The organism is Achromobacter sp. UMC71 (genome assembly GCF_014170305.1).
In the GTDB taxonomy this organism is placed as follows: domain Bacteria; phylum Pseudomonadota; class Gammaproteobacteria; order Burkholderiales; family Burkholderiaceae_B; genus Achromobacter.
Genome location: NZ_LZZT01000010.1, coordinates 260,800 through 285,228 on the forward strand (window position 1 = coordinate 260,800; position 24,429 = coordinate 285,228).

The following is a 24,429-nucleotide window of genomic DNA, read 5'->3' on the forward strand; positions in this document are numbered from 1 at the left end:
CCAGGAAATGTCACCATGTGTGGAATCGTAGGGGTCATCGGGCGCGGGCCGGTCAACCAGCTGCTCTATGACAGCTTGCTGCTGTTGCAGCATCGCGGGCAGGACGCCGCGGGCATTGCGACGTCGCAAGGCAACCAGTTCAATATGTACAAGGCGCATGGCCTGGTGCGCGACGTATTCCGCACGCGCAACATGCGCGCCTTGCCGGGCACGTCCGGCGTGGGCCAGGTGCGTTATCCCACCGCCGGCTCCAGCGCCAGCGAAGAAGAAGCGCAGCCGTTCTACGTCAACGCCCCGTTCGGCATCATGTTCGCCACCAACGGCAACCTGACCAACTGGCGTGAACTGCGCGAATCGCTCTACCGCGTCGACCGTCGCCACATCAATACCAACTCTGATTCCGAAGTGCTGCTGAACGTGCTGGCGCACGAGCTGCAGTCTTCCGCCAATGGCGTGTCGCTGGACGACGACGCGATCTTCCGCGCCGTGTCGGCGCTGCACAAGCGCGTGCGCGGCGCTTACGCCGTGGTCGCGCAGATTTCCGGCTACGGCCTGCTGGCATTCCGCGATCCCAACGGCATCCGCCCGCTGTGCATCGGCCGCCAGGAAACCGACGAAGGCGTCGAATGGATGGTGGCCTCGGAATCCGTGGCCCTCGAAGGTAGCGGGTTTGCCTTCGTGCGCGACGTCGAGCCGGGCGAAGCCGTGTTCATCGACCTGGACGGCCGCTTCGTCAGCCGCCAGTGCGCCGACAACCCTCAGCTGGTGCCGTGCATTTTCGAATACGTCTACTTCGCCCGTCCCGATTCGTTGATCGACGGCGTGTCGGTCTACGACGCCCGTCTGCGCATGGGTGAATACCTGGCCGACAAGGTCGCGCGCAACATGCGCCTGGGCGATATCGACGTGGTCATGCCGATCCCCGATTCCTCGCGCCCGGCCGCCATGCAGCTGGCTGCCCGCCTGAACCTGGATTACCGCGAAGGCCTGATCAAAAACCGCTACGTCGGCCGCACCTTCATCATGCCGGGCCAGGCCGTGCGCCGCAAATCGGTGCGCCAGAAGCTCAATGCCATCGGCATGGAATTCAAGGGCAAGAACGTGTTGCTGGTGGACGACTCCATCGTGCGCGGCACCACCAGCCGCGAAATCGTCGACATGGCGCGCGCCGCCGGCGCCAACAAGGTGTACTTCGCCTCGGCCGCGCCTCCGGTGCGTTTCCCCAATGTCTACGGCATCGACATGCCCACGCAGAGCGAGCTCATCGCCACCGGCCGTAGCGACGAGGAGATCGCCCGCGCGATCGGCGCCGACAGCCTGGTCTACCAGGACCTGCACGATATGCAGCAGGCCGTGCGTGACATCAACCCGAAGCTGTCGCGCTTCGAAGCCTCGTGCTTCGACGGCGAATACGTCACCGGCGACATCACCGCGGAATACCTGGCGCGCCTGGGCCAGTCGCGTGCCGAACCCGGCCAGGACGAGGCCGCCAGCGGCCTGCAGTTCAACATGGGCTACGCCGCCAACGACGTCTGATTGCTGCCGGTACGCCGCAATGCAAATCGCCGCCCCAAAAGGGCGGCGATTTTTTTTCAGGCCTGCTGCGCCGGGGTGTCCCAGAGCGGCTGGCGCGTGGCCTCCAGATGTGTCAGGTATAACCGGAGGTCGAATTCGTACTGGTGGTACTGCGGTTCCATCAATTGGCACAGGTTGTAGAAGGCCTTGTTGTGATCCTTTTCCTTCAGGTGCGCCAGTTCGTGCACGGTGATCATCTTCAGGAATTCCGCGGGCACCGTCTTGAACAGCGTGGCCACGCGGATCTCGTGCTTGGCCTTGAGCTTGCCGCCCTGTACGCGTGAAATGAAGGTGTGCTGGCCCAGCGCGTGCTGGATCACGTGGATCTTGCTGTCGAAGGCGATCTTGCTGAGCGGCGCGCCGTTGCGGATGTACGTGTTCTTCAGGTCGACCACGTAGTCGTACAGCGCCCGGTCGGTGCGCACGTCGTGCACGCCGCCAGGATAGCGCGCCAGCAGCGCCGGCCCCAGCTTGCCTTGGTCCAGCAGGGCGCGGGCCTGGGCCAGCAGGGATTCCGGATAGCCGGTCAGGTATTTCAGGGATTGCACGGTCAGGAATCTGTCGCGGCCGCCACGCACAGGCGGGGCCATTTTTCGGTGTAGCGCTTGTCCAGCAGGCGCTGATTGTAATGCTGCGGGTCGCGCAGGGCGGGGCTGGGGCGCAGCACCAGATCGAACAGATCGTCCAGGCCATGCGGCGCAATGATGCGCAGGCTGTCGTCGGCGTTCAGCGACACCCCCACGCACGTGGCGGTTTCCGGCCATGCGGCAATGCCTGCTTGCAGCGACCGGGCCGGGGGCGGGGCATCGGCGCCATCACGGCGCCAGAGATGCACCCGTGCCTGGTTCACGACTTCCCAGGCCGCGTCCGGCGCGGTCTCGCGCAGGCGACGGGTGATATCGGCTTCCTGGGTGGCCGACAGGTCGGCGGGATCGAAATAGACGAAATCGACGTCGGCCGGGGTGTGGCAGCCGGGCGTGAAACCATGCAGGTGGTTCCAGACCAGCGTCCGTACCACGCCCGCGCCGATGCACCAGTCCGCCACGCCGCTATCGCGGCCGGCGCGCAGCCAGCGCATCAGTGAGGCATGGGTGGCTACCAGGGCGCGCAGACGATCGGCATGGCGCGCCGGCTGGCAGATCTGCGTCACTCAGGCCGCGCGGCCGCGGCCGAATACGACCGGCAGCGCCATGAAGAACAGGATCACGAACAACCCCAGGCTCCAGAGGGCGTACTCGATGCCCAGCACCGGCACCACGGCATCCATGCAGGTGGCGTAGATGCCGAACAGCCACGGCACGCTGCCGTCCAGGCCCAGGCCGGTCATGAAGCGGTCGGCGAAGGTCTGGTCGCACGACAGCATCTTGGCCGCCACGGTGTACTGGTACCAGGCCGCGGCGACGCCGGTGGCAGCCAGCAGCGCGGCCAGGCCGCCGCAGACGCGCGTCAGCGCGCGGCCGCCGCCAAAACCGCCCACCAGGGCGATGACGCCGATCACCAGGTAGATCAGACGCTGCATCACGCACCATGCGCAAGGCGGCATGTCGAAGGCGTACTGGGATACCAGGGCGATGCCCACGGCGCCGAAGCAGAAAAGGGCGATCAGGCGAAGCAGGCGTTCTGAGCGGGAAGTCATGGTCATCGTGGGTAAGGGTTCAAAAGGGTCAGCCCCGAATGGTAAAGCCCCGGCCGGTCGTGCCGATTTCCGGGGTGGGGCAAGCTTGGCAGGGCTTAGGCCTTGGGAATCGGAATTGGTTGCATCACTTGCTGTAGCACGCCCACCATGAGTTCCCGGGCGCCTTCCCAGAAGATCTGCACCCCCAGGCATAGCATGATGAAGGCCGACATGCGCATGAACACGGCGGTGCCGTTGTCGCCCAGCCGGTGCAGCATCTGGGCCGCGAAGCGCAGGCAGATATACAGCGTGAGCGACACGACAATGATGCCGGGGATCGAACCGCCTAGCCGAAGCAGGCTCAGCACGTGGTTCTGGTCGCGCAGCGACACGCCCACGGTGATGGCGGCGGCGATCGAGCCCGGGCCGCAGCTGATGGGGAAGGTCAGCGGATAGAACGCCCGCGCCTTGGCCATTTCAGGCGTGAAGGATTCGGCCATGCGGGCCACGCGCTCGGTGTCGGCGTCGGGTGAATTGACCAGGCGCCACGCGCTGGCCATGACCAACATGCCGCCGCCCACCCGCACGATCGACAGCGAGATGCCGAAAAAGCTCAGCAGCACGTTGCCGGCCACCATGGCGATGATCAGCATCAGGCCGACGTTGATCGCGACGCGCTTGGCCAGCACCGTCCGGGTGGCCGACGATGCGCCTTCGGTGAGCGACAGGAAGATGGGGGCGATCGCCGGTGGATTCAGGAATGGCAACAGTGTGGCCAGCGCGAAAAAGAAGCTGCCACCCAGGACACGCAAGTATTCGTTGAGCTCCATCGCAGGGCATCGCCAAGCCGAAAACCGGATTGTATGCGGTCGGCGGCCGTCTGGCGATGCGTGCGCGAGCCGGCGCGAAGACCGGCCCGAAAGCCGGCTTCAGGCTGCCTGCTGGCGCGCGTCGTCGCCACCCAGCGCGTCCAGGATATCGCGCTCGAACTGCATCTGGCTGCGCGGCCGGGTCAGCGCCGAGCCGTCGACGATGAAGACGTCTTCCACCCGGTCGCCCAGCGTCATGATCTTGGCCATCAGCAGGTTCACCTCGTGCTGCGCGAACACGCGCGCCAGGGCGTGCAGCAGGCCGGGGCGGTCGGTGGCGGTGACCGACAGCCGCCACGAGGTGCTGCGTTCGTCGGGCTGCAGTTCCGCCTGGGGCATGATCGGAAACACGCGGGACATGCGCGACTGGCGTCCGCGGCCGTAGTAACCGCCGCGGCTGGGTTGCGCCTGGCCGGCGCGGGTATCCTTCAGGCGCTCGGCCAGCTCGTGCTCGACCAGCGTGGCCTGCGCCCGCAGGTCGCTGGCGCCTTCGGGCAGCAGCACGATGAAGCTGTCCAGCGCCCAGCCGTGGCGGGTGGTATGGATGCGGGCATCCTGCACCGACAGCGATTTGGCGTCGAAATAGCCGCAGATGGCCACGAACAGGTCGGGCGCGTCGCGGGTGTACACCATGATCTGCAGGCCTTCGCCTTGCTCGGTGGGGCGGGCGCGGACCACCGCCTGCGCTGGCGCCACCTGGTGGTACAGGTGGCGGGTGTGCCAGGCGATGTCCGAGGCATCGTGGCGCAGGAAGTACGCCACGTCCAGTTGGTTCCAGAAGGCCTCGCGGGCGTCGTCGCGCAGGCCGGCCAGGCGCGTCAGGCGGGCGGCTTCTTCCTTGCGCTCGGTCAGCACAGTGTGGGCGTCGGCATGGGCGCCGCCCAGCGCGGCCAGCGTCAGCTTGTACAGGTCTTCGAGCAGCTTGCCCTTCCAGGCGTTCCAGACCTTGGGGCTGGTGCCGCGGATGTCGGCCACCGTCAGCAGGTACAGCGCAGTCAGGTGGCGCTCGTCCTTGACCGTGGCGGCAAAGTCCTGGATGACGGCGGGATCGGACAGGTCGCGCTTTTGCGCCACGGCCGACATCAGCAGGTGCTGGCGCACCAGGAATTCGGCCAGGCGGGCGTCTTCGGGCTCCATGCCGTGGTCTTGCGCGAACTTGCGCACTTCGCGCGCGCCCAATTCGGAGTGGTCGCCGCCGCGGCCCTTGGCGATATCGTGGAACAGCGCCGCCACGTACAGCACCCAATGCCGGTCCAGCCCGGCGATCAACTGGCTGGCCAGCGGATATTCCTGGGCGTGCTCGGGCATGGTGAAGCGGCGCAGGTTGCGCACCACAGCCAGCGTGTGCTGGTCCACCGTGTAGGCATGGAACAGGTCGTGCTGCATCTGGCCGACGATGCGCCGGAACACCGGCAGATAGCGCGGCAGGATGTTCAGCATGGTCATGCGGCGCAGTTCGTGCACGATGCCGCGGGGCTGCTGCAGGATTTGCAGGAACAGCTTGCGGTTGACCGGGTTGCGGCGGAACTGGGCGTCGATGCGGTGGCGCGAATGCCAGATGGCGCGCAGCGTGCGCGCCGACATGCCGGTCAGCTCGGGGTGCTGCTGCATCACCAGGAAGGCGCGCAGCAGCAGCGTCGGATTGCGCTCGAAGCCGTCGTCGCGAATGATGTCCAGGCGGTCGCGCAGGTTGCGGAAGTCGTCGTCGATGTCGCGCGCGTCGCTGTCAGGGCGCGGGAACAGCCGCTCTTCGATGTTCTGCACCAGGATGCCGTTCAGCTGCGTCACCAGGCGCGCGGCCCAGTAATAGCGCTGCATCAGCAGCTCGCTGCCGCGCCGCGTGGCGGTGGCATGGATGCCGTAGACCTCGGCCAGCGCCGGTTGCAGGTCGAACAGCACGCGGTCTTCGCGCCGGTTCGACAGCAGGTGCAATTCAATGCGCAGGCGCTTGAATGCCTGTTCCGCCTTGCGCAGATCGCGCGCTTCGGACGAGGTCAGCAGGCCTGCCTGGGCCACCGAACGCCAGCTGTCGCCAAAGCCGGCCGCGCGCGCCATCCACAGAATGACCTGCAAATCGCGCAGGCCGCCGGGAGATTCCTTGCAGTTCGGCTCGAGCGCGTAGGGCGTGTCCTGGTAGCGGGCGTGACGTTGCTGCATTTCGACGCGCTTGGCGCGGAAGAACGCACGCGGGTCCAGCCGCGACCTGGTCGCGGCGTCGAATTTCTTCATCAGCGCGCGGCTGCCCGCCAGCCAGCGCGATTCCAGCAGCGCGGTTTCCACCGTGATGTCGGCGTCGGCCTCGCGTTCGCAGTCTTCGATGGTGCGCACGCTATGGCCGGGCTCCAGGCCCAGGTCCCAAAGGGCAGCGACCAGGCGCTCAATGGCCGATTCGTCATCGGCGGTGGGAACGTGGGGCAGCAGGATCAGCAGATCCACGTCGGAGTGCGGATAGAGTTCGCCCCGGCCGTAGCCGCCCACCGCGGCCAGCGTGGCGCCGGCTGGCAGGGGGCAGTGCTTGACCAGGTCGCGCAGCGCCGCGTCGACGATGCGCCGCAGGTCGCCCAACAGCGTGTCGGGGCGTTCGTGCTCGCGGAACTGCGCCACCGCGGCCCGCCGGGATTCCTGGATGCGTTCGCGCAGGGAGGTAAGGATTTCGGCGGTCATGGTGACGGGCAGGGGGCGGATCAGACGGCAGGAATGACGATCGGCTCGGTAATGAAGGCGGGCGGCTTGGGCATGCCGGGCGACAGGGTCAGGACTTCGTAGCCCGTGTCGGTGACGCACACAGCATGCTCCCATTGGGCGGACAGGCTGTGGTCGCGGGTGACGACCGTCCAGCCGTCGGACAGCTGGCGGATCTCGCGGCGGCCGGCGTTGATCATGGGTTCGATGGTGAACAGCATACCCGTCACCAATTTCACGCCCGTGCCCGGTTTGCCGTAATGCAGCACCTGGGGGTCTTCGTGGAAGCGCTGGCCGATGCCGTGGCCGCAGAATTCGCGCACCACCGAAAAGCCGTTGGCTTCGGCGTGCTTCTGGATGGCGTTGCCGACGTCGCCCAATGTGGCCCCGTTTTTGACCTGCTGGATGCCTTTCCACATGCACTCGAACGTGATGTCGGTCAGGCGGCGCGACAGGATCGACTGCTCGCCCACCGCGTACATACGGCTGGTGTCGCCAAACCAGCCGTCCTTGATGATGGTGACGTCGATATTGAGCGAGTCCCCGTTTTTCAGGGCCTTGTCGCCGGGAATGCCGTGGCAGACCTGGTGGTTCACCGAGGTACAGATGGCGCCGGGGAAGGGCGGGTACCCGGGCGGAGCGTAGCCCACCGTGGCCGACGTGACTTTCAGCTCGTCGGTCAGGTATTCCAGGCAGAGGCGGTCCAGTTCGCCGGTGGTGACGCCGGGCTTCACGAAGGGGGTGATGAAGTCGAGGACTTTGGCGGCATCCTGGCAGGCGGCGCGCATCTTGGCCAGGTCGGCCGGGTTGGTAATGGTGCCCATTAGGTAACTCGCGGATCTCGCTTGAATGTCTGCTTGAAAGAATAGTAGAATTATAGGCTTCCCTAAAATTTTGGGGAGCAATCTGGGTAGCGGCAAGGCCCTTTTCGGCAAGAGCCAGGCGTTGAGTAGTCTGGGCAAACTTGGCCTTTCTTTGATTTTCGCGTGATTGTTGCGCCACTTTGGTGATGTCGGCGGCGAGCATGGGTTTTACCGCAAGCGAAGGTTGCGGTGCGAATCCGGGCAAGCCGCCAGATTCCTTGAGCGGGGCGGGATCGGCGAAAATTGGAGCGGGGCGGGAATGCCAGGGACGCGAAAGCCGGCAGGCGCTGGGCGCGGCGTGTTCGCAAACCCGGTCGTGTTTTCGAGCGGCGATGCAGGTTCGGTGTGGGTGCCGGCTTAAGGTCTTGGAAACGTTGGCTTTTGCCCGCGGTTCTTGAAGACATGCCCCGGTAGCTGATGCGCGGCCTGGCTGAAAGGCCAGGGCGCGAAGAGCTGGATTTCGCTGCCAACAAAACAAGGTCGGGCGCGCCTTGAAGAAACTGCCAGGAATTTCCTGGCGGGTCGGAAAGCGCAATGCGGGCAGGTGGTGCAAGGTGCTTCGTCGTGGCGGCCGTCTGGGTTTATCGCGGCAGCGTAGTAGAAGGCGTGAAAGGGTGTAATGCCCCCAGCGCCGTAGTATTGCGGCAGTGATCGGCCGGCCCGGTTAAAATTTATGTTCATCCCGCAGGTGCGGGAAATCGCGCGCAACACCACCCAGGGTGTCAGCCACAGGCTGATGCAGGTGCGGCGCAAGAAATCAACCCTTGGAGAAAGTTATGTCTTTGATGCGCGAAATGCTGGAAGCGGGTGTCCACTTTGGTCACCAGACCCGCTACTGGAACCCCAAGATGGCCCCTTACATCTTCGGCCATCGCAACAAGATTCACATCATCAACCTCGAAAAGACGGTTGATAAGTACCAGGAAGCCACCAAGTTCGTGAAGCAGCTGGCTGCTCGCGGCGGCAACATCCTGTTCGTCGGCACCAAGCGCGCTGCCCGCGAGCTGGTCGCTTCCGAAGCCTCCCGTTGCGGCATGCCCTTCGTCGACGCCCGCTGGCTCGGCGGCATGCTGACCAACTTCAAGACGGTCAAAACCTCGGTCAAGCGCCTGAAGGACATGGAAGCCGTGGTCGCCGAAGGCGGCGCCGAGCGCATGATCAAGAAGGAAGGCCTGCTGTTCCAACGCGAACTGGAAAAGCTGAACAAGTCGATCGGCGGCATCAAGGACATGAACGGTCTGCCCGATGCCATGTTCGTCATCGACGTCGGCTACCACAAGATCGCCATCGCCGAAGCCAAGACGCTGGGCATCCCCGTCGTCGCCGTGGTTGATACCAACCACTCGCCCGACGGCATCGACTACGTCATCCCCGGCAACGACGACTCGGCCAAGGCCATCGCGCTGTACGCCAAGGGCATCGCCGACGCCGTGCTGGAAGGCCGCGAACAGAACCTGAACGGTCTGGTCGAGGAAATCGGCGAAGGCCAGGAAGAGTTCGTCGAAGTGCAGGACAACCAGGCCTAAGCCTGCTGTCATGTCCGGCGGTTAGTGTCTGGGGGGCGGCCCGTCAAACCGGTACACCCCCGCCTCGCCGGCAGTGCGAAGGTGGGTTCCCGTCTTCCCGATCCGCTTGACTGGCGGACGTCCCATCGAATCACACCATTGCCCCGGCCCGCCGGGGCATGTCTTAGCAAAATTTGGAGCTAACATGGCTGAAATTACCGCCGCCCTGGTCAAGGAACTGCGCGAAAAGACCGATGCGCCCATGATGGAGTGCAAGAAGGCCTTGACGGAAGCCGAAGGCGATCTGGCTCGCGCCGAGGAAATCCTGCGCGTCAAGCTGGGTAACAAGGCCAGCAAGGCCGCTGCCCGCGTCACCGCCGAGGGCCTGATCGGCCTGTTCATTTCCGCCGACGCCAAGAAGGGCGCCGTCATCGAAGTGAACTGCGAAACCGACTTCGTCGCCAAGAACGACGACTTCGTCGGCTTTGTGAACAAGCTGGCTGAACTGGTTGCCACGCAGAACCCGGCCGACGTGGCCGCGCTGTCGGCGCTGCCCTACGGCGAAGGCACCATCGAATCGACCCGTACCACCCTGATCGGCAAGATCGGTGAAAACATCTCGATCCGCCGCTTCGAGCGCATCGAGACCCCGAACGCGCTGGCCAGCTACGTGCACGGCGGCAAGATCGGCGTGCTGGTGGAATACGCCGGCGCCGAAGAAGTGGGCAAGGACCTGGCGATGCACATCGCCGCGACCAAGCCGAAGGCCCTGAACGCCGACGGCGTGAACCCGGCCGACATCGCCGCCGAGCGCTCGGTTGCCGAGCAGAAGGCTGCCGAATCGGGCAAGCCGGCCGACATCGTCGCCAAGATGGTCGACGGTTCGGTGGCGAAGTTCCTGAAGGAAGTGACCCTGCTGTCGCAGCCGTTCGTCAAGGACGACAAGCACACGGTCGAGCAGATGCTCAAGGCCAAGGGCGCTTCGATCAGCAAGTTCGTGCTGTTCGTCGTCGGCGAAGGTATCGAGAAGAAGACCAGCGACTTCGCCGCTGAGGTTGCCGCCGCCGCCGCCGGCCGCGCCTGACCCCAGGGTAGTGCTGGGGCCTGTTAACCCTAAAAGGGGCCTCGCATGAGCACCCAAATGCGTGACTATCAAGGCGCGAAGCGCAGTCGTGGCAGGTCCCCGGCGAGCATTCGCAACGCTGAGAGGCGCGCATTTGGGTGCTCACCCTTCGGGCAGGCCGGTAATCGGCCGCCGGGCGTCGTTGTGCTCACCTTGCGTGGCATAGCCACGCGGCGGCGATCACGCCTAGCCTGGCGGCCGATTACCGGCCTGTGCGAGGCCCCTTTTAGGGTTAACAGGCCCCTTGAGGCCGGGGCTAGATTATTCTAGACCGGCCTTTTTTCAGCGCCGCGCAGCTCCACGGTTCATTTGGCCCTGGGGCCGCTTGCCCGCCTGACGGGCGCGGCGTGGGGGATTTCCCCTTCTTGTCTTAAACTTTCGTCGGATTGTTCTTCGGGATATCACCTATGAGCAGCAGATCATACAAACGGGTTCTTCTCAAACTTTCCGGCGAGGCGCTGATGGGCGATGATGCATTTGGCATCAATCGCGCCACCATCGTCCGCATGACCGATGAGATTGCCGAAGTCGCCGCCACCGGCGTCGAGCTCGCCATCGTCATCGGCGGGGGCAACATCTTCCGTGGCGTCGCCCCGGGTGCGCAGGGCATGGACCGCGCAACCGCCGACTACATGGGCATGATGGCCACCATCATGAACGCGCTTGCCCTGCAGGACGCGCTCAAGCACAAGGGTATCGACACCCGCGTGCAGTCGGCCTTGAACATCGACCAGGTCGTCGAACCCTACATCCGCCCCAAGGCCCTGCGTTACCTCGAAGAAGGCAAAGTCGTCATCTTCGCCGCGGGCACGGGCAACCCGTTCTTCACGACCGATACCGCGGCCGCCCTGCGCGGCGCCGAGATCGGCGCGGAGATCGTGCTGAAGGCCACCAAGGTCGACGGCATCTACAGCGCGGATCCCAACAAGGATCCCACCGCCACGCGCTACACGCGCATCAGCTTCGACGAAGCGATTGTCCGTCGTCTGGAAATCATGGACGCCACCGCGTTTGCGCTGTGCCGCGACCAGAAGCTGCCGATCAAGGTGTTTTCGATCAATAAGTCGGGCGCGCTCAAGCGCGTCGTCAGCGGCGAAGACGAAGGCACGTTGGTACACGTTTAAAGAAAAGGAAAATCCATGAGCGCCGCAGAAATCCGCAAATCCGCCGAAGCCAGGATGGCCAAGTCGCTTGATACGCTCAAGATCAATCTGGGCAAGATCCGCACGGGCCGCGCCCACACCGGCATCCTGGATCACGTGCAGGTCGAGTACTACGGCTCGCCCGTGCCGGTTGGCCAGGTCGCCAACGTGAACCTCGTGGACGCCCGCACCATCAGCGTGCAGCCCTACGAGAAGCACATGGCCGGCCCGATCGAAAAGGCCATCCGTGAGTCGGACCTGGGCTTGAACCCCATCTCGATGGGCGACACCATCCGCGTGCCGATGCCGGCCCTGACCGAAGAGCGCCGCCGTGACCTGACCAAGGTCGTGCGCAGCGAAGGCGAAGATGCCAAGATCGCCGTGCGCAACCTGCGCCGCGAAGCCAACGACGCTTTGAAGAAGCTGGTCAAGGACAAGGAAATCTCCGAGGACGACGAGCGCCGCTCCCAGGACGACATCCAGAAGCTGACGGACCGCAACGTGGTCGAGATCGACAAAATGGTCGTCCAGAAAGAAGCGGAAATCATGACCGTATAATCCTTGCAGCTTCCGGAGTGGCCGTTGGCCGCTCCGCAGCCAGGATTCTTGCCTTCGCGCCGTCCTATTCGTCGCCTCGCAGCGCGCCTACGCAGCGGTGAATGGACGGCGCAGGTTTTTCCCCGTATTACCCACCCCCAAACCCATGGCAACCAGTTCTACCCAGGCGGTTCCCGATATCCGCGACATCCCGGAGCACGTGGCCATCATCATGGACGGCAACGGCAGATGGGCGACGCGTCGGTTGCTGCCGCGTACCGCAGGGCACGCCAAGGGGGTGCAGGCGGTGCGCCGCGTGGTCGAGGCCTGCGGCCGGGCCGGCGTGCGCTACCTGACCCTGTTCGCTTTCAGTTCCGAGAACTGGCGCCGTCCCGCCGAAGAAGTGTCCTTGCTCATGCGCCTGTTCGTGCAGGCACTGGAGCGCGAAGTCGGTAAGCTGGAAGAGCAGGGCGTTCGCCTGCACGTCATCGGCGACCTGTCCGCTTTCGAGCCCCGTCTGCAGGAGCTCATCTTCGCCGCCCAGGCCCGTACTGCCCATAACGACCGCTTGCACCTGACGGTGGCGGCCAACTATGGCGGCCGCTGGGACATCCTGCAAGCCACTCGCGCCATGCTGGCCGCCGAGCCCGGCCTGGCCGCGCAGCCCCAACTGGTCGACGAAGAGCGCCTGGCGCGCCATCTTTCCATGGCCTGGGCGCCCGAGCCCGACCTGTTCATCCGCACTGGCGGCGAACAGCGCATCTCGAATTTTCTGATCTGGCAGATGGCGTACGCGGAGTTTTACTTCACGGACCGGTTCTGGCCGGACTTCGGCGCCGACGAATTGCGTGAAGCGTTCGACTGGTACAAGACGCGCGAACGCCGCTTCGGCCGCACCAGCGCCCAGCTCGCCGAGAACGGCGAAAAATAGGCTGTCCGGTCGCCGCGCCCCGCGCGCGGCAGCCCTGAGTCGACCCCGAGGAGACCGTCATATGTTGGGCCAGCGTATCGTTACCGCCGTCATCCTGCTCGCCGTCCTGGCCGCCGCGATGATCAGCGCAAACCCCTGGTGGTTCGTGGCGCTGCTCGCGCTGGCCGCGGCCTGCGCCAATTGGGAGTGGCTGCGCCTGACGCTGCCGCAACCGCCTTCCTCCCTGGTCGCCGTGGGCATCCCCGTGCTGCTGTTTGCCGTCATGCTGGCCCTGACGTCGGCGTGGCTGGCGGGTAACCGTAGCGGCGTGGCCGATCCCGGCTGGATACTGCGCTACGTGACGCCGGCCGTCACCGCGGTCTGGCTCTTCGGCGCCACCGCGGCGGTGGTCCGCGGGCGCGCCGACGCGCCGCCGGCCAGCCTGGGCTGGTCCGTGTTTTCCGTGCCGGCCGCGTTTGCTGCCTGGGCGGTATTGGCGCAGATGTTCATGGCGCATGGCGCCGGCTACGTGGTGTCGCTGCTGGCGCTGGTGTGGGTGGCCGATATCGCCGCATATTTCGCCGGCCGTGCGTTCGGCAAGCGTAAACTGGCCCCGCGGGTCAGTCCGGGCAAGACGATTGCGGGCGCCGTGGCCGGCGTGCTGGGCGCAGTCATCTGGATCGGCCTGTCCAGCCTGTGGGAAGGCACCTTCGGCCATGCGCTGGTGGCTCGCTGGACCTTCTGGTTGGCGTTGCCCATCGCGGCGTTGCTGGGCGTGTTGTCCATTGTCGGAGATCTGTTCGAGTCGCTGCTCAAGCGCCGCGCGGGCCGCAAGGATTCCAGCACGCTTTTGCCTGGCCATGGCGGCGTCTATGATCGCATCGACGCGATCCTGCCCGTGGCCCCGTTCGCGCTACTTTTGTCTGGAGTCTTGTTTTGACGGCTTTTCAACGCGTCGTTGTGCTCGGTTCGACCGGCTCGGTCGGCGAAAGCACGCTGGATGTGATCGCCCGCCACCCCGAGCGCCTGGCAGTGTATGCCTTGTCCGCCTACAGCCGCATGCAGCGGCTGGCCGAACAGGCGCTGGCCAGCCACGCCGCCGTGGTGGTGGTGCCGGACGATCAGGCTCGCAAGCAATTCATCGCCGCCTGGCCTGCCGGTCAGGCAATGCCGGAAATCCGCGTCGGCGCCCAGGCGCTGGCCGACACGGCGGCGGATCCCCTGTGTGATTCCGTCATGGCCGCCATCGTGGGCGCCGCGGGCCTGCCGGCCGCCCTGGCGGCGGCCCGCAAGGGCAAGCGCGTGCTGCTGGCCAACAAAGAGGCGCTGGTCGCCGCGGGTTCGCTGTTCATGCGGGCTATTCGCGATAACGGCGCCGAATTGCTGCCTATCGATAGCGAACACAACGCCATTTTCCAGTGCATGCCACACGGGGGCCGGGCGGGCGCGCCCGACGCGCCGGCGCCGGGCGTGCGCCGCCTGCTGCTCACGGCTTCGGGCGGCCCGTTCCGCAGTCGCGACCTCGAAGATCTGCACGACGTCACGCCCGCGCAAGCCTGCGCCCATCCCAACTGGAGCATGGGCCGCAAGATCTCGGTCGATTCGGCCACCATGCTGAACAAGGGCCTGGAAGTGATCGAGGCGCACTGGCTGTTTGCCATGCCGGCCGATCGTATCGAGGTGGTGGTGCATCCGCAAAGCGTGGTGCACTCCATGGTTGAATACGACGACGGGTCGGTCCTGGCTCAGCTGGGCCAACCCGACATGCGCACCCCGATTGCCTACGGCCTGGGCTTTCCCGAGCGGCTGGACAGCGGCGTGGGCGCCCTGGACCTGACCCGCCTGGGCCGGCTGGACTTCGAAAAGCCGGATCTGGCGCGTTTCCCTTGCCTGGCGCTGTCATTTGACGCGCTGCGAGCAGGGCAGGCGGCCTGCATCGCCTTGAATGCGGCCAATGAGGTCGCCGTCGATGCTTTCCTGTCCGGCCGCCTGGCCTACACCTGGATTCCCCGGGTAATCGAGGCCACCCTCGAGTGGCAGGGGGGGCAATCATCTGTTACGCTCAACAGTCTTGACGATGTGCTGGCGCTGGATGCCGCCGCGCGCGCATACGCCGGCGATCTCGGCCTGGCGTAGCACGGGGCTGGCGCGTAGCAATCCCTGATTCCTGGATTTCCTGACCTCGATGCTTTTCACCCTGCTGGCCTTTGCCGTCGCGCTTGGCTCCCTGATCATTTTTCATGAGTTGGGGCACTACTGGGTGGCCCGGCTGTGCGGCGTCAAAGTGCTGCGGTTTTCGGTCGGCTTCGGCAAGGTCATCTTGCGCCGCACCGACAAGCACGGCACCGAATGGGCCGTGTCGGCCTTGCCCCTGGGTGGCTACGTCAAGATGCAGGATGAAGTCCCGGCCGGCGCCAGCCCGTCGGAAGCCGCCGGCGCATTCAACAACAAGTCCGTCGGCAAGCGCATCGCCATCGTGGCCGCCGGCCCCATTTTCAATCTCATTCTTGCGGTCTTCCTATATGCCGGCCTGAACATGGCGGGCACCGAGGAACCGGTTGCCGTCATCGCCCAGCCCGCAGCCGATACGCCTGCCGCGCGCGCGGGCCTGGCCGCAGGCGACCGCATCCTGGCCATCGACGGCCAGGAAGTGGCCTCGTGGTCCGACGCCCGCTGGCGCCTGATGGACGTCATGGCCACGGGCGGCCGCACGCAGATCGAGGTCGGTACGGCCAATGGCGGCTCGCAGCAGCGCGAGCTGACCCTGCCGGCCAACAGCATGGATCCGGCTGGCGGCGATCCGCTGCTGGCCGCCGGCATCCGCCTGGCCCAACCCAAGCCTGCCGTGCGCGTCGTCAATGATGGCGGCGAAGGGCAGGCAGCCGGCCTGCGCCAGGGCGACCTGATTCTGGCCGTCGACGGCCAGCCCACCCCCGACACGGGCGCCCTGGTCAAGCAGATCCAGGACAGCGCCGGCAAGACGCTGGCCCTGACCCTGGCGCGCAACGGGGCCAATATCACCCTGCACGTCACCCCGCGCGCCGAGACGGTCAACGGCCAGGTCATCGGCCGCCTGGGCGTCCAGCTGGGCGGCGACGTGCCCATGGTGACGGTGCGCTACGGCGTCTTCGACAGCCTGTGGCGCGGCGCGGTCCGCACCTGGGACACGGCGCTGTTTTCGCTGCGCATGATGGGCCGCATGGTCACGGGCGACGTTTCCTGGCGCAATGTCAGCGGCCCGGTCACGATCGCTGATTACGCCGGCCAGACCGCCCGGATCGGCATTGTTGCGTACATCGCTTATATCGCGTTGATCAGTATCAGCCTGGGCGTACTAAATTTGCTGCCCATTCCTATGCTGGATGGTGGTCATCTGCTGTACTATCTCGTCGAAATTGTGCGGGGCAGTCCTCCGCCCGCACGATGGATCGATATCGGACAGCGCGCAGGCATTGGTTTATTGGCAAGCCTGATGGGGCTTGCGCTGTTTAATGATTTCACGCGTTTATTTACTTAAACGCCAATTAGCATAAAATCCCCCGCCATTTGCACGACCGAGGATACTCAAGGATGTCTTTTCGCCGGATGTTTCATCACAAAAAGGGTGTACTGCCGGGCTTAGTGCCGAGTCTGATCGCCGCATTGCTGCTGCCAGGCATGGCCCACGCCTTCGACCCTTTTGTCGTGCGGGATATCCGCGTAGAGGGTATTCAACGAACCGACGCCGGCACCGTCTTCGGTTATCTCCCCGTGAAGGTGGGCGAGAAATTCACTGAAGAAGAAGCCACCGAGGCCATCCGCCGCCTGTATGGCACGGGTTTCTTCACCGACGTGCAGATCCAGACCGACAATAACGTCGTGGTCGTCGTGGTCCAGGAACGTCCGACCATCGCCTCCGTGAATTTCAACGGCATGCGCGAGTTCGATTCCAAGGCCATCACCAAGTCGCTGGGGCAGGTGGGTTTCGCCGAAGGCCGTATTTTCGACCGCTCGATGCTCGAACGCGCCGAATACGAACTCAAGCAGCAGTACCTGTCCAAGGGCAAATACGGTGTTGAGGTGACCTCGACCGTGACGCCGCTGCCGCGTAACCGCGTCGGCGTGAGCTTCGACGTGTTCGAAGGCTCGGTCGCCCGCATCCAGGAAATCCGCTTCGTCGGCAACAAGGCCTTTTCCGAAAGCGACCTGCTCGACGAATTCAAGCTGACCACGCCGGGCTGGCTGACCTGGTACACCGACACCGACAAGTACTCGCGCGAAAAGCTCGAGGGCGACCTCGAACGCCTGCGCTCGTTCTACCTGGATCGCGGCTACCTGGAATTCACCGTCGAGCCGCCGCAGGTCACGATTTCGCCGGACCGCAAGGACATCCGCATCACGATCACCGTGCACGAAGGCGAGCCCTACAAGGTTCGCAGCGTCAAGCTGGCGGGCAATCTGATCGGGCTGGACAAGGAAATCAACGCGCTGGTCAAGGTCAAGCCCGACGAGACGTTCTCGGCTGCCAAGGCCAACGACTCGGCCAAGGCCATCACCGACTACCTGGGTGAACTGGGCTACGCGTTCGCCAACGTGAACCCGAACCCGCAGCTGGACCGCGCCAAGCACGAAGCCGACCTGACGTTCTACGTCGATCCGAGCCGCCGTGTTTATGTGCGCCGCATTCAGATCGGCGGCAATACCCGCACGCGCGACGAAGTCGTGCGCCGCGAAATGCGCCAGCAGGAAGCCGCCTGGTACGACGCCAAGGACATCAAGACATCCCGCGACCGCGTCGACCGCCTGGGCTATTTCAGCGATGTCAACGTCAAGACCGATCCCGTTCCCGGCTCGCCCGACCAGGTCGACGTCAACGTCGACGTGAAGGAAAAGCCCACCGGCATGATCAACCTGGGCGTGGGCTACGGCTCGTCCGAAAAGGCGATTCTGTCGGCCGGTATCAGCGAAGACAACGTCTTCGGCAGCGGCACCAACCTGACGCTGCAATTGAATACCAGCAAGACCAACCGCGCGGTGGTGCTGTCGCATACCGACCCGTACTGGACCAAGGACGGCATCAGCCGCACGACGTCCGCGTACTACCGCGTGACCGAGCCCTGGAACAACAACGACGGTGACTACCGCGTGAAGTCCATGGGTCTGGGCATGAACTTCGGCGTGCCGATCTCCGAATACGACCGGATCTTCCTGGGCGCCAACCTCGAGCGTAACCAGATCGAACTGGGCTCGAATCCGCCGTTCGCGTACCAGAAGTTCGTCGATCAATACGGCAGCGCGACCAATTCGGTCATCTTCACCGCCGGCTGGTCCAACGACACCCGCGACAGCGCATTGGCGCCGACCAAGGGTTCGTATACCCGCCTGAAGAGCGATTTCTCGACGGTGGACCTGAAGTACTACATGCTCACCGGGCAACAGCAGTACTTCATCCCGCTGGGCGGCTCGTACACCCTGGCGCTGAACGGCATGGTCGACTGGGGCCAGAGCTACGGCGGCAAGGACTACCCGATCATCAAGGACGTGTACGCCGGCGGTATCGGCACCGTGCGCGGTTACGAAGGTTCGTCGCTGGGTCCGCGTGACCCGGCTACGGGCGACTACCTGGGCGGCTCGCGCCGCATCGTGGCGAACGCGCAGCTGTACCTGCCGTTCCCGGGCGCGTCCAAGGACCGCACGCTGCGCTGGTTCATCTTCAGTGACGCGGGTCAGGTCGGTGCCGGCAGCGGCTTGACTTGCTCGAACGGCAAGCCGGGCAGCGAGGTCGACGATCCTTGCGGCTGGCGTTTCTCGGCCGGTATCGGTCTGTCGTGGCAGTCGCCGATGGGTCCGTTGCAACTGTCGTATGCTCGTCCGCTCAATGCGAAGCAGGGCGACGACAAGCAAAGCTTCCAGTTCCAGATCGGGACCGGATTCTAAGCATCCGTTACGCTTGAAAACATGGGAGCGGGCCCCCGGCCCGGCTCCCGTGCCGTTTAGTGGCACAATACACACTTTGGCTTTGCCTTACTGGAAGGTGAGATTTTCATGATGTCTGATTTCGCACTTAAATCATCGAATTCGCCGCGCGTTAATCGCCGTGGCAAGCTGGGCGGCTCCATTGCCCTGGTGGGTGCGCTCATTCTCGGTTCCGCTGCTGCGGTGCCCGCTCAGGCTCAAACCACCAAGATCGGGTTCGTCAACACCGAGCGGATCCTGCGTGAGTCCGGCCCGGCCAAGACGGCGCAAAGCAAGATCGAAGCCGAATTCAAGAAGCGCGACGACGAGCTCCAGCGCCTGAACACCAGCCTGCGTACGCAAGCCGAGAAGTTCGACAAGGACGCCCCCGTCCTGTCCGAGTCCGATCGCGTCAAGCGCCAGCGTGAACTGTCCAACCTGGATACCGACCTGCAGCGTAAGCGCCGCGAGTTCCAGGAAGACTTCAACCGCCGTCGCAACGAAGAGTTTTCCGGTATCGTCACGAAGGCCAACGAGGCCATCAAGCGCATCGCCGAACAAGAAAACTACGACCTGATCATTCAGGACGCCGTGACGGTCAACCCGCGCATCGACATCACCGACAAGGTGATCCAGAGCCTGGGCAAGTAAGTCTTAGCCGTATGCCGGTTTTACTGGATCTTGCCCGCGCGCCGACGCTAGAAGCGCTGTTGAGCGCAGCCAATACCCAGGGCATGGACTGGCGCGTCAGCGCGCCTGTCGGCGCAGACCCCTTGCGGGTCTGCGGCATTGGCACCCTGGCTTCGGCAGGCAACCAGGAAATCAGCTTCCTGGCCAATCCCAAGTACCAGAGCCAGTTGGCTGCCACGCGGGCTGGGGCGGTCATCGTCTCGCCGGACGTGGCCGAGGCCCTGGAGGCCGCGGGCGATGCCCGTCCGCCGTTCGCGCTGGTCGTCTGCAAGCATCCCTATCTGCTGTATGCCCGCGTGGCCCAATGGTTCGATGCCGCCCGGCGTCCCGCCTTGCCGGCCGCCACGCATCCTTCCGCCGTGGTCGCGCCAGACGCCACCATCGAGGAAGGCGTGCGCATCGGCCCGAATTGCGTCGTCGAATCGGGCGCCCGCATCGGGCGCGGTTCGGTGCTGGGCGCCGGCTGTGTGATCGGGGTGGGGTCTTCCATTGGTCCCGATAGCCGTTTGCACGCCCACGTCACGCTGTACGAAGGCGTGAAGGTCGGGGCGCGCGCCATCATACACAGCGGCGCGGTGCTGGGCGCCGACGGTTTCGGTTTTGCGCCGGATCCGTCGCTCGGCAAGGGCGCCTGGGGCAAGATTCCTCAGCTGGGCGGGGTGTCGGTGGGCGACGATGTTGAAATCGGCGCCAACACCACCATCGACCGCGGTGCGCTCGAAGACACCGTGGTGGCCGACGGCGTCAAACTGGACAACCAGATCATGGTGGCCCACAACGTGCGTATCGGCGCCTATACGGCGATCGCGGCATGCGTGGGCGTGGCCGGGTCCACGACCATTGGCGAGCGTTGCACCATCGGCGGCGCTTCCATGCTGTCCGGGCACCTGACGCTGGGCGACGACGTGCATATTTCGGGCGGCACCGCGGTGACGTCCAATATTTCCAAGCCAGGCCGTTATACCGGGGTGTACCCGTATGCGGAGCATGGCGAATGGCAGCGCAACGCCGCCGTGATACAACAGTTGGCGCAATTGCGCCGCCGCGTCCGGACGCTGGAAAAAGACTAGGGCGCACTCATGCCGCCCTGGCGTGTCCGGCGCCGCAAGATTTATCTCACTCGCAGGAATTCACAGAAAAATGGAACTCGACATCAAGGGGATCATGGAGAGGCTGCCGCATCGTTATCCGATGCTGCTGATTGATCGCGTCGTTGAAATGGTGCCCGGCAAGTCCATCGTCGCCATCAAGAACGTCTCGATCAATGAACCGTTTTTCAATGGCCACTTTCCCCACCATCCGGTGATGCCGGGCGTGCTCATCGTCGAAGCGATGGCCCAAGCCTCGGCCCTGTTCTCGTTCACGGACGAAAACGGCGGCCTGAAGTGCGATGGCGCCAAGACGGCGTATTACCTGGTCGGCATCGATGGCGCGCGTTTCCGCCGCCCGGTCGTGCCGGGTGACCAGCTGCGCATCGAAGTCGAAGCCGAGCGCCTGAGCCGCAGCATCTGTAAATACCAAGCACGCGCGACGGTCGACGGGCAGGAAGTGGCCTCGGCCAAGCTCATGTGCGCGATCCGCAGCCTGGAAGAGTAAATGGCAGGAAACATCCATCCTACCGCCGTCGTTGATCCGGCGGCGAAAATCGACCCCAGCGTGGTCATCGGCGCGTTTTGCGTCGTGGGCCCCGACGTGACGATCGGCGCCGGCACCGAGCTCGGCCCGTATTGCATGGTCGACGGCGTGACCACCATCGGGCGCGACAACCGGTTCTACCGCTATTGCTCGATTGGCGGCATGCCGCAGGACAAGAAGTACAACGGCGAGCCGACCCGGCTGGTCATCGGCAATGGCAACACGGTGCGTGAGTTCGTCACGCTGAACACCGGCACGGTCCAGGACGGCGGCGCCACTACGCTGGGCGACGACAACTGGATCATGGCCTATGTGCACATCGCGCATGATTGCCATATCGGCAGCCACACCATCCTGGCCAATTCCGTGCAACTGGGCGGCCACGTCCATGTGGGCGACTGGGCCATCGTGGGCGGGCTGACGGGCGTGCACCAGTTTTCGCGTATCGGCGCGCACAGCATGACGGGCGGCAACAGCTCGTTGATGCAGGACACGCCGCCGTTCGTGCTGGCCGCCGGCAACCCATGCCGTCCGGTGGGCATCAACGTCGAAGGCCTGAAGCGCCGCGGCTTTACGCCCGCGCAAGTGTCCGCGCTGCGCGACGCTTACAAGATCATCTATCGCCGCGGCCTGCCGCTGGACGATGCGCGCGCCGAACTGCGCGCTCGCCAACAGGCCGAGCCCGAGGTCGCCGAGCACCTGCAGACCCTGCTGGACTTCCTCGACGTCGCCTCCCGCGGCATCATCCGTCCATGAACATGCGGATCGGCATGGTGGCCGGCGAGCCCTCGGGCGACTTGCTGGCCGGCCGCATCATTGCCGGTCTGCAGGAACGCGATCCCGGCGTCCGGTGCCAAGGTATCGGCGGGCCGCAGATGCAGGCCCGCGCGTTCGACGCCTGGCATCCGATGCATGCGCTGACGGTGTTTGGCTATGTGGACGCGCTCAAGCGCCTGCCCAGCCTGCTGCGCACCTATCGCGACGTCCGTGAACGCTGGCTGGCCGAGCCGCCGTCGGTGTTCGTCGGTATCGACGCTCCGGATTTCAACCTGCGCCTGGAGCACAAGCTGCGCCAGGCCGGCACGCCCACGGTGCATTTCGTCGGGCCGTCCATCTGGGCCTGGCGCTACGACCGCATCCACAAGATCCGCGAATCTGTCTCCCATATGCTGGTGCTGTTCCCGTTCGAGGAAGAGATCTACCGCAAGGAAGGCATTCCGGTGACCTACGTCGGCCATCCGCTGGCCGGTGCGGTGCCCATGAAACCCGACCGCGCCGCGGCGCGCGCGCGCCTGGGCATCGACCCGGACGCCCGCGTGCTGGCGATCTTGCCAGGTAGCCGTTCGTCCGAGATCCGCCTGTTGGCGCCGCGCTTCCTGCAAGCGGCCCAGCGGCTGCAAAAGCGCGATCCGGCGCTGCAATGCGTGGTGCCCATGGTCAACGACCAGCGCCGCGCCGAGTTCCAGGCCATCCTGGCCCAGTACCCGGTGCCGGGACTGCGCTGCGTGACCGCCCAGGACCTGCACGGCGCCGATGGCGACCGCCAGGCCCCCGTGGCCTGGTCCGTGATGGAAGCCAGCACCGCGGTGCTGGTGGCCAGCGGCACCGCCACGCTGGAAACCGCGCTGTACAAGCGCCCCATGGTGATTTCCTACGTGCTGTCGCCCTGGATGCGGCGCATCATGGCCTGGAAGTCGGGGCAAGAGCGGCCGTATCTGCCGTGGGTGGGGCTGCCCAATGTGCTGTTGCGCGACTTCGCGGTGCCTGAACTGCTGCAAGACGACGCCACGCCCGAAAAGCTGGCCGAGGCCACCTGGATCGCGCTGACCGACGACGCGCTGGCCGCGCGCATCGAGGCGCGTTTCACGGCCTTGCATCAAGAGCTGCTGCGCGATACGCCGGCGCTCGCCGCCCAGGCGATCCTGGAGGTGGCCGGTGGAGCAGCCTGACCTGTTTGCCATGCCGGTCCAGCCGGCGCTGGTGACGGCTGGCGTGGACGAAGCCGGCCGCGGTCCGCTGGCAGGCGCCGTGTACGCGGCCGCCGTCATTCTGAATCCCGCACGTCCCATCGATGGCCTGGCGGATTCGAAAGTCCTGAAGGCCGCCACCCGCGAAGCCCTGGCGCTTGAGATCCAGGCGCACGCGCTGGCCTGGTGCGTCGCCAGCGCCAGCGTCGCCGAAATCGACAGCCTGAACATCCTGCGCGCCACTTTGCTGGCGATGCAACGGGCCGTGCAAGGCTTGGCGACCGCGCCGCAACTGGCGCTGGTGGACGGCAACCAGGCCCCCAAACTGGGCTGCACGGTGCAGACGGTCATCAAGGGCGATGCGCTGGTGCCGGCGATTTCGGCGGCGTCCATCCTGGCCAAGACCGCGCGCGATGCCGACCTGCTGCGCCTGCATGCGCTGTATCCGCAATATGCGTTCGACCAGCACAAGGGTTACGGCACCGCGCTGCACCTGCAGATGCTGCGCGAGCACGGCCCCTGCGCCGAGCACCGCCGCAGCTTCGCGCCCATCAAGGCCTTCGGCGCCGCATCATGAAGCACATCAGTTCCCGGGATAATCCGGCGGTCAAGGCGCTCGCCAAGCTGGCCGGCACCGCCGGCAAGCGCGGCGCGCCCGTGCTGCTGGACGGCGTGCACCTGTGCCAGGCATGGCTGCAGCATCATGGCGTGCCGGACCAGGCCATTTTCGACATCGAACGGCTGTCGCAACCCGATATCGCCGCGCTCGCCGCGGCGGTGCCCGACGTGCGCTGCCTCGCTTTGGACGCACGCCTGATGCAGGCGCTGGCCAGCGTGGAAAGCGGGCAGGGCGTGGCGTTCCTGGTCACACCGCCCAGCCCGTCCTTGCCGGATGCGGTGGCCGAAAACTGCGTGCTGTTCGACCGCATCCAGGACCCAGGCAATGTCGGCACCTTGCTGCGCACCTGCGCGGCGGCCGGCGTCAAGCGCGTGTTCCTGGCCACCGGCACGGCGGCCGCCTGGTCGCCCAAGGTGCTGCGCAGCGGGCAGGGCGCGCATTTCGCGTTGGCGATCCATGAGCATGTGGACCTGCAGGCGCTCGTACCCAAGTTGGGCGTGCCGCTCGTGGCCACTGCGCTGGACGACGCCCAGGACCTCTATGCGGGCCGCTTGCCCGAACGCTGTGCCTGGGTCTTTGGCCACGAAGGCCAGGGCGTGGCGCCGTCGCTGTTGGCGGCCGCAAGGCTCAAGGTGCGTATCCCGCACGACGTGGCCGCGGTCGAATCGCTGAACGTCGGCGCCGCCGCCGCCATTTGCCTGTTCGAGCAGCGCCGCCAGGCGCTTGCCGCCACGGCACGCTGAGGCCGTCCTTTCTTCGCTTT

23 protein-coding genes are annotated in these 24,429 nt (G+C 65.3%); 17 read left to right on the plus strand and 6 right to left on the minus strand.

The window, feature by feature from the left end:
- Positions 1 to 15 precede the first annotated feature (15 nt).
- On the plus strand, positions 16 to 1,536 hold the full coding sequence (purF, locus tag A9974_RS04685; RefSeq protein WP_183002976.1) for an amidophosphoribosyltransferase: 1,521 nt from the start codon (positions 16 to 18) through the stop codon (positions 1,534 to 1,536).
- 56 nt (positions 1,537 to 1,592) lie between these two features.
- On the opposite strand, the gene A9974_RS04690 is transcribed toward purF, so the two are convergent.
- The 6 genes from A9974_RS04690 to map all read right to left on the minus strand — a co-directional run bounded on the left by A9974_RS04690 (position 1,593) and on the right by map (position 7,565).
- Complete coding sequence (locus tag A9974_RS04690) at positions 1,593 to 2,123, minus strand: M48 family metallopeptidase (protein WP_370539570.1); 531 nt, start codon at positions 2,121 to 2,123, stop codon at positions 1,593 to 1,595.
- Positions 2,124 to 2,125: 2 nt separating this feature from the next.
- Positions 2,126 to 2,725, minus strand: a complete 600-nt coding sequence (locus tag A9974_RS04695) for a nucleotidyltransferase family protein (RefSeq protein ID WP_370539571.1) — start codon at positions 2,723 to 2,725, stop codon at positions 2,126 to 2,128.
- Positions 2,726 to 3,211, minus strand: a complete 486-nt coding sequence (locus A9974_RS04700) for a disulfide bond formation protein B (protein ID WP_183002978.1) — start codon at positions 3,209 to 3,211, stop codon at positions 2,726 to 2,728.
- A gap of 95 nt (positions 3,212 to 3,306) precedes the next feature.
- Positions 3,307 to 4,020: a MarC family protein gene (locus A9974_RS04705; protein ID WP_183002979.1), complete on the minus strand. Its 714-nt coding sequence runs from the start codon at positions 4,018 to 4,020 to the stop codon at positions 3,307 to 3,309.
- Positions 4,021 to 4,119: 99 nt separating this feature from the next.
- Positions 4,120 to 6,723 (minus strand): [protein-PII] uridylyltransferase, encoded by a 2,604-nt coding sequence (locus tag A9974_RS04710; RefSeq protein WP_183002980.1) that lies wholly within the window; start codon positions 6,721 to 6,723, stop codon positions 4,120 to 4,122.
- A gap of 20 nt (positions 6,724 to 6,743) precedes the next feature.
- On the minus strand, positions 6,744 to 7,565 hold the full coding sequence (gene map, locus A9974_RS04715) for a type I methionyl aminopeptidase (RefSeq protein ID WP_183002981.1): 822 nt from the start codon (positions 7,563 to 7,565) through the stop codon (positions 6,744 to 6,746).
- A gap of 815 nt (positions 7,566 to 8,380) precedes the next feature.
- On the opposite strand from map, the gene rpsB reads away from it, so the two are divergent.
- The 16 genes from rpsB (at position 8,381) to A9974_RS04795 (ending at position 24,409) form a co-directional block, all read left to right on the plus strand.
- On the plus strand, positions 8,381 to 9,130 hold the full coding sequence (rpsB, locus tag A9974_RS04720) for a 30S ribosomal protein S2 (protein ID WP_183002982.1): 750 nt from the start codon (positions 8,381 to 8,383) through the stop codon (positions 9,128 to 9,130).
- Between the two features lie 184 nt (positions 9,131 to 9,314).
- A complete protein-coding gene (tsf, locus tag A9974_RS04725) occupies positions 9,315 to 10,193 on the plus strand; it encodes a translation elongation factor Ts (RefSeq protein WP_025138844.1) in 879 nt (292 codons plus the stop codon).
- A 446-nt stretch (positions 10,194 to 10,639) separates the two neighbouring features.
- Positions 10,640 to 11,356 carry a UMP kinase gene (pyrH, locus tag A9974_RS04730; protein ID WP_183002983.1) on the plus strand — a complete coding sequence of 239 codons (717 nt, stop codon included), beginning with the start codon at positions 10,640 to 10,642 and terminating at the stop codon, positions 11,354 to 11,356.
- 15 nt (positions 11,357 to 11,371) lie between these two features.
- Complete coding sequence (gene frr, locus A9974_RS04735; protein ID WP_183002984.1) at positions 11,372 to 11,932, plus strand: ribosome recycling factor; 561 nt, start codon at positions 11,372 to 11,374, stop codon at positions 11,930 to 11,932.
- Between the two features lie 145 nt (positions 11,933 to 12,077).
- On the plus strand, positions 12,078 to 12,842 hold the full coding sequence (uppS, locus tag A9974_RS04740) for a polyprenyl diphosphate synthase (RefSeq protein ID WP_183002985.1): 765 nt from the start codon (positions 12,078 to 12,080) through the stop codon (positions 12,840 to 12,842).
- Positions 12,843 to 12,903: 61 nt separating this feature from the next.
- On the plus strand, positions 12,904 to 13,761 hold the full coding sequence (locus tag A9974_RS04745) for a phosphatidate cytidylyltransferase (RefSeq protein ID WP_183002986.1): 858 nt from the start codon (positions 12,904 to 12,906) through the stop codon (positions 13,759 to 13,761).
- Positions 13,758 to 14,957, plus strand: a complete 1,200-nt coding sequence (locus A9974_RS04750; RefSeq protein ID WP_183002987.1) for a 1-deoxy-D-xylulose-5-phosphate reductoisomerase — start codon at positions 13,758 to 13,760, stop codon at positions 14,955 to 14,957. Before A9974_RS04745 ends, A9974_RS04750 begins: the two co-directional genes overlap by 4 nt.
- A gap of 49 nt (positions 14,958 to 15,006) precedes the next feature.
- Entirely contained in the window at positions 15,007 to 16,338 is a 1,332-nt protein-coding gene (rseP, locus tag A9974_RS04755) for an RIP metalloprotease RseP (protein WP_183002988.1), read from the plus strand.
- A gap of 53 nt (positions 16,339 to 16,391) precedes the next feature.
- Positions 16,392 to 18,737 carry an outer membrane protein assembly factor BamA gene (bamA, locus tag A9974_RS04760; RefSeq protein ID WP_183002989.1) on the plus strand — a complete coding sequence of 782 codons (2,346 nt, stop codon included), beginning with the start codon at positions 16,392 to 16,394 and terminating at the stop codon, positions 18,735 to 18,737.
- Between the two features lie 108 nt (positions 18,738 to 18,845).
- The gene (locus tag A9974_RS04765; protein WP_183002990.1) at positions 18,846 to 19,406 is read left to right on the plus strand and encodes an OmpH family outer membrane protein; all 561 of its coding nucleotides are present in this window, start codon (positions 18,846 to 18,848) and stop codon (positions 19,404 to 19,406) included.
- 11 nt (positions 19,407 to 19,417) lie between these two features.
- Positions 19,418 to 20,515, plus strand: coding sequence for a UDP-3-O-(3-hydroxymyristoyl)glucosamine N-acyltransferase (gene lpxD / locus A9974_RS04770; protein WP_183002991.1), 1,098 nt, complete (start codon positions 19,418 to 19,420; stop codon positions 20,513 to 20,515).
- Positions 20,516 to 20,585: 70 nt separating this feature from the next.
- Complete coding sequence (gene fabZ, locus A9974_RS04775) at positions 20,586 to 21,041, plus strand: 3-hydroxyacyl-ACP dehydratase FabZ (protein ID WP_056570307.1); 456 nt, start codon at positions 20,586 to 20,588, stop codon at positions 21,039 to 21,041.
- A complete protein-coding gene (gene lpxA, locus A9974_RS04780) occupies positions 21,042 to 21,836 on the plus strand; it encodes an acyl-ACP--UDP-N-acetylglucosamine O-acyltransferase (protein WP_183002992.1) in 795 nt (264 codons plus the stop codon).
- Complete coding sequence (gene lpxB / locus A9974_RS04785) at positions 21,833 to 23,029, plus strand: lipid-A-disaccharide synthase (RefSeq protein ID WP_183002993.1); 1,197 nt, start codon at positions 21,833 to 21,835, stop codon at positions 23,027 to 23,029. Before lpxA ends, lpxB begins: the two co-directional genes overlap by 4 nt.
- Positions 23,016 to 23,624, plus strand: a complete 609-nt coding sequence (gene rnhB / locus A9974_RS04790) for a ribonuclease HII (protein WP_370539572.1) — start codon at positions 23,016 to 23,018, stop codon at positions 23,622 to 23,624. The genes lpxB and rnhB overlap by 14 nt, the downstream gene beginning before the upstream one ends.
- Complete coding sequence (locus tag A9974_RS04795; RefSeq protein WP_183002994.1) at positions 23,621 to 24,409, plus strand: RNA methyltransferase; 789 nt, start codon at positions 23,621 to 23,623, stop codon at positions 24,407 to 24,409. The genes rnhB and A9974_RS04795 overlap by 4 nt, the downstream gene beginning before the upstream one ends.
- Positions 24,410 to 24,429: the final 20 nt, after the last annotated feature.

Excerpts from the sequence above, each read along its gene's own strand:
- map (WP_183002981.1), bottom strand. The coding sequence starts at position 7,565 with ATGGGCACCATTACCAACCCGGCCGACCTGGCCAAGATGCGCGCCGCC.
- tsf (WP_025138844.1), top strand. The coding sequence starts at position 9,315 with ATGGCTGAAATTACCGCCGCCCTGGTCAAGGAACTGCGCGAAAAGACC.
- purF (WP_183002976.1), top strand. The coding sequence starts at position 16 with ATGTGTGGAATCGTAGGGGTCATCGGGCGCGGGCCGGTCAACCAGCTG.
- A9974_RS04700 (WP_183002978.1), bottom strand. The coding sequence starts at position 3,211 with ATGACTTCCCGCTCAGAACGCCTGCTTCGCCTGATCGCCCTTTTCTGC.
- A9974_RS04705 (WP_183002979.1), bottom strand. The coding sequence starts at position 4,020 with ATGGAGCTCAACGAATACTTGCGTGTCCTGGGTGGCAGCTTCTTTTTC.
- frr (WP_183002984.1), top strand. The coding sequence starts at position 11,372 with ATGAGCGCCGCAGAAATCCGCAAATCCGCCGAAGCCAGGATGGCCAAG.
- lpxD (WP_183002991.1), top strand. The coding sequence starts at position 19,418 with ATGCCGGTTTTACTGGATCTTGCCCGCGCGCCGACGCTAGAAGCGCTG.
- A9974_RS04745 (WP_183002986.1), top strand. The coding sequence starts at position 12,904 with ATGTTGGGCCAGCGTATCGTTACCGCCGTCATCCTGCTCGCCGTCCTG.
- A9974_RS04710 (WP_183002980.1), bottom strand. The coding sequence starts at position 6,723 with ATGACCGCCGAAATCCTTACCTCCCTGCGCGAACGCATCCAGGAATCC.
- lpxB (WP_183002993.1), top strand. The coding sequence starts at position 21,833 with ATGAACATGCGGATCGGCATGGTGGCCGGCGAGCCCTCGGGCGACTTG.
- A9974_RS04765 (WP_183002990.1), top strand. The coding sequence starts at position 18,846 with ATGATGTCTGATTTCGCACTTAAATCATCGAATTCGCCGCGCGTTAAT.
- bamA (WP_183002989.1), top strand. The coding sequence starts at position 16,392 with ATGTCTTTTCGCCGGATGTTTCATCACAAAAAGGGTGTACTGCCGGGC.
- rseP (WP_183002988.1), top strand. The coding sequence starts at position 15,007 with ATGCTTTTCACCCTGCTGGCCTTTGCCGTCGCGCTTGGCTCCCTGATC.
- pyrH (WP_183002983.1), top strand. The coding sequence starts at position 10,640 with ATGAGCAGCAGATCATACAAACGGGTTCTTCTCAAACTTTCCGGCGAG.
- lpxA (WP_183002992.1), top strand. The coding sequence starts at position 21,042 with ATGGCAGGAAACATCCATCCTACCGCCGTCGTTGATCCGGCGGCGAAA.
- uppS (WP_183002985.1), top strand. The coding sequence starts at position 12,078 with ATGGCAACCAGTTCTACCCAGGCGGTTCCCGATATCCGCGACATCCCG.
- rpsB (WP_183002982.1), top strand. The coding sequence starts at position 8,381 with ATGTCTTTGATGCGCGAAATGCTGGAAGCGGGTGTCCACTTTGGTCAC.
- A9974_RS04795 (WP_183002994.1), top strand. The coding sequence starts at position 23,621 with ATGAAGCACATCAGTTCCCGGGATAATCCGGCGGTCAAGGCGCTCGCC.
- fabZ (WP_056570307.1), top strand. The coding sequence starts at position 20,586 with ATGGAACTCGACATCAAGGGGATCATGGAGAGGCTGCCGCATCGTTAT.